The organism is Pantoea sp. JK (assembly GCF_026130245.1).
Taxonomy (GTDB): domain Bacteria; phylum Pseudomonadota; class Gammaproteobacteria; order Enterobacterales; family Enterobacteriaceae; genus Pantoea; species Pantoea trifolii.
In genome coordinates this window covers 1-1,344 of sequence record NZ_JAINFN010000023.1, presented here as the reverse complement: position 1 = coordinate 1,344, position 1,344 = coordinate 1, and the positions used below count along the sequence as shown (strand labels likewise).

The window sequence follows — 1,344 nt, the reverse complement described above, 5'->3', positions numbered from 1 at the left end:
ATTACGGATTTTTTTATGTTACTCAGTCAGGCTCTCGATGCCGTTCTTAACTTTACGCCCAAAGAGTTCTCCGCGCTCTCCGATCTGCTCTCGCCTGAACTCATCGACGAATGCCTGGCTGATACTGGTATCGTGACCGTGCGAAAACGCCGTCTTCCAATGGAGATGATGGTCTGGGCCGTTACCGGCATGGCCCTGTTCCGCTCGCTTTCCATGAACCAGATTGTTTCTCATCTGGATATCGTTTTGCCGGGCAAGCGCCCATTCGTCGCGACCAGCGCGGTTGTGCAGGCGCGTCAGCGGCTCGGAGAAGACGTGGTCCGCCGGGTCTTTGAAAAGTCACGCCAGCTCTGGTTTGATAAAACACCGCTGTCACACTGGAACGGCCTGACACTGCTGGCGGTCGACGGCACGCTGTGGCGGGCCCCCGATACGCCGGAAAACGATAAGGCCTTTGGGCGGACGGCAAATGCACACAGTCAGTCTGACTGGCCTCAGCTGCGCATGGTCTGCCAGATGGAGCTGACAAGCCATCTCTTATCGGGCGTGAGCTTTGGCAGCGTGACCGAAACCAGCGAGGTTGATCTTGCGGCACAACTGGTGGGACAGACGCCGGATCACTCGCTAACGATCCTGGATAAAGGCTTCTATGCGCCCGGCTTCCTGCATTACTGGCAGACCTCGGGGGTGGAAAGACACTGGATGCTACCTCTGCGCAACGATGCAAAATACCGTGTTCTGCAAAAACAGGGCTCAGGCAGCGAGCTGATAGAACTGGACCTGTCGTGGCAGGCGCGTAAAAAATGGAAAGATGTGCCGGAAACGCTGACGGCGCGACTGATAAGCAAAAAGGTTAACGGGAGAGTGGTGAAAATCCTGACGTCAATGTGCGATCCATTGCGATATCCGGGAGGGGATATCGTTGATCTTTATGGACATCGCTGGGAAATAGAACATGGCTTCCGGGAGATGAAGCAGCATCTGTTGAACAACGAGCTCACGCTGAGAAGCAAAACACCGGAACTGGTGAAGCAGGAGTTATGGGGCGTTGCGCTGGCGTATAACCTGCTGCGTTTTATGATGGCGCAGATGGCCTATAGCCTGAAAAACGTGGAGCCTTATCAGCTGGGGTTTAAGCAGGCGGCACTGTACCTGACAGGTCAACTGAGACTCCTGCCTGCGGTAGCGCCGGGAAAAATCCCGAGAATAATAGATGAAATAATGGCGATGGCGGGAAGCTTCGTGCTGCCAACCCGGCGGACGAGACATTATCCGCGAGCGGTGAAAAAGAAGCCGAAACGCTATGCGTTCCGGCATGATTAAGTCTTAACTGACGAGCATTAC

The 1,344-nt window shown here is 54.8% G+C and carries 1 protein-coding gene; it reads left to right on the top strand.

All coding sequences use genetic code 11. From position 1 onward, the window contains the following. Positions 1-15: 15 nt before the first annotated feature. Complete coding sequence (locus tag PanJK_RS23955) at positions 16-1,323, top strand: IS4 family transposase (protein WP_265303508.1); 1,308 nt, start codon at positions 16-18, stop codon at positions 1,321-1,323. Positions 1,324-1,344 lie beyond the last annotated feature (21 nt).

Coding starts and splice junctions, on each gene's coding strand:
- PanJK_RS23955 (WP_265303508.1), top strand. CDS start 16: ATGTTACTCAGTCAGGCTCTCGATGCCGTTCTTAACTTTACGCCCAAA.